Below are 4,833 nucleotides of genomic sequence, written 5' to 3' on the forward strand. Positions count from 1 at the left end.
GGGACACGGTCTGGTCCTCGACCTTCACCTGGCCGAGCAGATGGTCGACGACCTTCTCCTCGAAGATCGGGGCGCGGATCTCGGCCAGCGCCTGCGGGTTCTTGCGGTAGAACTCCCAGACCTGCTTCTCCTGGCCCGGGAACTGGCGGGCGCGCTCGATCAGGGCCTGGGTGACCTCGTCGTCCGAGATCTGCACCTTGGCCTGCTCGCCGATCTCGGCCAGCACGAGGCCGAGGCGCACGCGGCGCTCGGCGATCTTGCGGTAGTCGGCGCGGGCGGCGTCCTCGGTGGTGTCCTCGTCGGCGAAGCTCTTGCCGGCGGCCTTCATGTCCTGCTCGACCTGGCTCCAGACGCTGTTGAACTCCTGGTCGACCAGGGTCGGGGGCAGCTCGAAGGTGTATTTGCCGTCGAGCGCGTCCAGCAGGCCCTTCTTCAGCTTGCGGCGCGACTGGGTCGAGAAATCGCGGCCGATCTGCTCGCGCACGGCGTCCTTGAGCTTGTCGAGCGATTCCATGCCGAAGCCCTTGGCGAGCTCGTCGTCGATCTTGACCGGCTCGGGCGCCTGCACCTCGGTCACGGTGACCTCGAACTCGGCCGGCTTGCCGGCGAGGTTCTCGGCCGCATAATTCTCGGGGAAGGTCACCTTCACGGTGCGGGTCTCGCCCGCGGCGGCACCCTCCAGCTGCTCCTCGAAGCCCGGGATGAACTGGCCGGCGCCGAGATCGAGCGGAATGCCCTCGCCCGTGCCGCCGTCGAACTTCTCGCCGTCGAGCGTACCGACGAAGGAGATGATCAGGCGATCGCCCTTCTCGGCCTTGGCCTTCTCGCCCTTCGAGGCATAGCTGCGGTTGCCGGCGGCCATGCGCTCCAGCGCGGCATCGACATCGGCGTCCGGCACCTCGGCGACGGGCTTCACCAGCGAGACGTCGGAGATGTCAGCGAGCTCGATCTTCGGCAGCACCTCGAGCGCGACGGTAAAGGCGAGATCGCCCTTGGCCTCCATCGCGGCCTCGATCTCGTCCTTGTTCTCGGGGAAGCGGATCTGCGGCTCGAAGGCGAGCTTCAGGTTGTTGTCCGCGACGATCTTCTGGTTCGCCTCGTTGACGGCGTTCTGGAGCACGTCGGACATGACCGAGCGGCCATAGAGGCGGCGCAGATGCGCGACCGGCACCTTGCCCGGACGGAAGCCGTTGATGCGGGCCTTGCCCTGGAGATCCTGGAGGCTGTCGTCGAGCCTGGTCTTCAGGTCGGCGGCGTTCAGCACCACCTGGAATTCGCGCTTGAGGCCCTGCGAGAGGGTTTCTGTCACGTTCATTTTATACCGCCAACAGCTCGTTGTTCTGTCTCAATGTCCAAAGCGCGACGCCGGTTTTCGACCGCCGCCGCGCTCGCGAAGATAATCCTGCCGATGGTGCGGGCGGAGGGACTCGAACCCCCACGACTTTCGCCGCTGGAACCTAAATCCAGTGCGTCTACCAGTTCCGCCACGCCCGCCGGCCGATAGCGCTGCGCGCGAGCAAACGCAGCGCGGCCATCGTCAAGCCGCGGTGCTATACGCATTTCGCCCGGCGCATGCAGCAAAAAAATGACGGTTCTGCAAAACGCCCGCCTCGGGCGGGCGCGCCGCGCGTCGATCGCGCCCGGCTACCGGGCCCTCAGCCCTGCGGCGACCAGCCGGGCCCCGGAATCGTGTTCACCATCCACGGAATGCCGAATCGGTCGGTCAGCGTGCCGAAGCCCGGCGACCAGAAGGTCTCGCCGAACGCCATGCCGATCCGCCCGCCCTCGGCCAACCGCTCGTGCCAACCCTGCGCTTGCGCCTTGTCCATCGTGTGAAGCGTCACGTCGAAGCCGTTCTTCGGTTTCTCGATGTTCGGAGCCCAGCCGGTATCGAGATCGGCACCCATCAGCGCCTGATCGCCGACCTCCAGCCAGCAATGCATCAGCCAGTCCTTGTATTTGGCATCGCCGATCGGCATGTCCGGCGGCGCGTCGCCATAGGCCATCGCAGCCGTGATCCTGCCGCCGAGCACCTCGGCATAGAACGAAAACGCCTCGCGGCATTGCCCCTGAAAGCTCAGGCTCGTCACGATCTTCATTGGCCGTCTCCTCTCGTTGGCGCCCGCCGGCCGGGTGGCTGCGTTTGACGCTCGATCCATTAAGTTGATATCAACGTATATGACGGCAGCATGTCAACCGACGTCATGAGCGACCAGCCCGAACCCAGCTTCGCGACCACCATCACGGTGCGCGACACTTGCCTCTGCCTTCACGCGCAGCGGGCCGCCCGCGCGCTTGCCCGGCGTTTCGACGCCGCGCTGAGGCCGGCCGGCCTCACCAACGGCCAGTTCTCCCTGCTGATGTCGCTGAACCGCCCTGCCCCCGCGAGCATGAGCAGCGTCGCCACCCTCCTCGCCATGGACCGCACGACCCTGACCGCCGCGCTGAAACCGCTGGAACGGCGCGGCCTCGTCGCGACGCATCCCGGCGAAACCGACAAGCGCCAGCGCCTCCTAACCCTCACCCCCGCGGGCCGCGACGCGCTGGTGCAAACCGTGCCGATCTGGAAGCGGGTCCATGCCGAGATCGAAACGGGGCTGGACGATGCCGGGCGGTTGCGGGCCGAGCTGGTGCGGCTGGGGCGGGTGTAGGGCGGCGTAGAACGGTGACCGGCCAGCGCTCGTCGGCGTGAAGATAGCTCGATCCTACGGCGGACGGAGAAGGGCCGCCAACCGTCTGCTGTCGGCCCGTTCCTGACATTCACTGGCGCCGGTGAAGTGCTAGACGCGCCGAGCACGGTGAGGAGATCCGCCCGATGAACCATCCGGAAGAATTTGCTGGCCGGGAGCAGCTAAGGGCTAGTTCCAGCGAGTTTCGCAGGGAAATCGTCGAGGTTGCGGGAGGCGTCTTTGCGGCGATCGGCTATTCGGCCAGCAATGTGGTCCTTATCCAGACGGCAAGCAGCTCAATCATCATCGACACATCAGCCAATCCTGTTGACGCGCAGGACATCGTGGAAGCGTTCGGTGAACGCTTCCGCCGTCCCGTGGCCGCTATCATCTATACCCACAACCACCCCGATCATACCGGCGGCGCGACTGTCTTCGCTGGCGGCGATAATCCTGCCATCATCAGCCATCGTATTTTGGTAGAAAGCGGGCCGGAGTTCGCCCGTGGGCCACGGGACGGCGGCGACGCCTTCGGCACAAAACTTCCGGAGGCGCTGTTCATCAACGCCGGTACCCAGCGGGAATATGGCCGCGTGACGCCGCATACGCGGGTGGGTTTTCTTCAGCCGACGAGGTTGATCGACGCTGAGGAAGAGGAGCTGGTCATCGCCGGCTTGCGCCTCCACCTGGTGCACGCCCCGGGAGAGGCACCGGAAAACATTGCGGTCTGGCTGCCCAATCAGCGAGTGCTGGTGCCGGGCGACATCGTGTTGAAGACCTTTCCGAACCTGTCCCCCATACGAGGCCTGAAGCTACGCCCACCCCAGGTCTGGATCGCGAGTTTGAACCGTTTGATGCGGCTCGATGCCGAAGCCATGGTCCAGGGCCATATGCGCCCCGTCATCGGTCGGACCGAGGTCGCCCGAGCCCTCCGGGACTATCGCGACGGCATTGAGATTGTGCTCGATCAGACCTTGGACGGCATCCGACGTGGGCGGACCCCGGACGAGCTTGTCGAGACCGTTCGCCTCCCGAAACAGCTCGCCGACAGCCCTTACCTGCAGGAATTTTACGGAAACGTGGCTTGGGCCGTCCGCGGCATCTATGCCGACTATGCTGGGTGGTTTGACGGCAATGCGACCAACCTTCACCCACTGACGCCGAGGGCCCGCGGCGAGCGAATGATTGCGCTGATGGGAGGCGTCGAGGCTTTGGTGCGCCGGGCGAGCGACGCGCTAACGTGCGGGGACTTCCAATGGGCCGCTGAGCTAGCCGATCACGTCATCGCTGCAACTGGCTCCCGCGAAGCGACAGAGATCAAGGCGGACGCGCTTTCGCAGTTGGCCGAGCGTCAGATCAACGCGACTGCCCGAAATTATTACCTCACCACCGCGCAATACCTTCGCGGGCAGTTGTCCTGAGGTCAGCTATCGGCCCGTAGCCGACCCGGCAAACCTCAACGCACCTGCGCGCCCCTTCACCGTCTCCCCAGCAACGCCTGCGCCATCCGGTCGAGCAGGATCGCCAGCAGCACGATCGCCAGCCCACCGACGAAGCCGAGGCCGGGGTCGGCGCGCTGGAGGCCGAGCAGAACGATCTCGCCCAGCCCCTTGGCGCCGATCATCGAGGCGACAACCACCATCGCCAGCGCCATCATGATCGCCTGGTTGAGGCCTTGCTGGATGGCGTGCCTGGCCAGCGGCAATTCGACCAGCCAGAGCGTCTGCCAGCGCCCGAGGCCGAGCGCGCGCGCCGCCTGCACCAGTTCGCGATCGACCCCGCGCAGGCCGAGTTCGGTGAGGCGCGCGAAGGGCGGGAGCGCATAGATCAGCGTCGCCACCAGCGCCGGCGCGCGGCCCAGCCCCAGCACCATCGCCACGGGAATGAGATAGACGAAGCTCGGGATCGTCTGCATCAGATCGTAGAGCGGCGCGAGGACCCGGCTGAGCCGCGGCAGCCGCGCGGCGGCGAAGCCCAGCGGCAGCCCGATCAGCAGCACCAGCAGCACAGAGACCGCGATCAGCGCCAGCGACTGCATCGCCGCCGCCCAGACGCCGAGCATCGCGATCAGCAGCGGCAGCAGCGCCATGCCGAGCGTGAAACCGAACCTGCGGGTGGCCCCCCAGGCCCCAGCGGCGACGGCAACCGCGAAGACGGGCGCCGG

Annotated in this window: 5 protein-coding genes and 1 tRNA gene; 2 read left to right on the forward strand and 4 right to left on the reverse strand. The window is 66.3% G+C overall.

What is annotated here, in order from left to right; translation table 11 throughout:
- From tig to ACOJTB_RS20865, 3 genes are all read right to left on the reverse strand, one after another.
- Positions 1-1,315 (reverse strand): trigger factor (gene tig, locus ACOJTB_RS20855; protein ID WP_420104439.1); only part of this gene is annotated, 1,315 nt, incomplete at its 3' end.
- Between the two features lie 94 nt (positions 1,316-1,409).
- Positions 1,410-1,494 (reverse strand) — tRNA-Leu (locus ACOJTB_RS20860).
- Positions 1,495-1,655: 161 nt separating this feature from the next.
- Positions 1,656-2,099, reverse strand: a complete 444-nt coding sequence (locus ACOJTB_RS20865) for a VOC family protein (protein WP_420104440.1) — start codon at positions 2,097-2,099, stop codon at positions 1,656-1,658.
- Positions 2,100-2,204: 105 nt separating this feature from the next.
- Here ACOJTB_RS20865 and ACOJTB_RS20870 point away from each other — a divergent pair, with 105 nt between their 5' ends.
- Both ACOJTB_RS20870 and ACOJTB_RS20875 read left to right on the forward strand, forming a co-directional pair.
- The gene (locus ACOJTB_RS20870) at positions 2,205-2,651 is read left to right on the forward strand and encodes a MarR family winged helix-turn-helix transcriptional regulator (protein WP_420104443.1); all 447 of its coding nucleotides are present in this window, start codon (positions 2,205-2,207) and stop codon (positions 2,649-2,651) included.
- A gap of 164 nt (positions 2,652-2,815) precedes the next feature.
- A complete protein-coding gene (locus tag ACOJTB_RS20875; RefSeq protein WP_420104441.1) occupies positions 2,816-4,090 on the forward strand; it encodes an alkyl sulfatase dimerization domain-containing protein in 1,275 nt (424 codons plus the stop codon).
- Between the two features lie 56 nt (positions 4,091-4,146).
- Here the strand turns inward: ACOJTB_RS20875 and ACOJTB_RS20880 are convergent.
- The coding region (locus ACOJTB_RS20880; RefSeq protein WP_420104442.1) for an ABC transporter permease at positions 4,147-4,833 on the reverse strand (687 nt) is incomplete at its 5' end.

It is taken from the genome of Allobosea sp. (assembly GCF_048595345.1).
Lineage (GTDB): Bacteria > Pseudomonadota > Alphaproteobacteria > Rhizobiales > Beijerinckiaceae > Allobosea.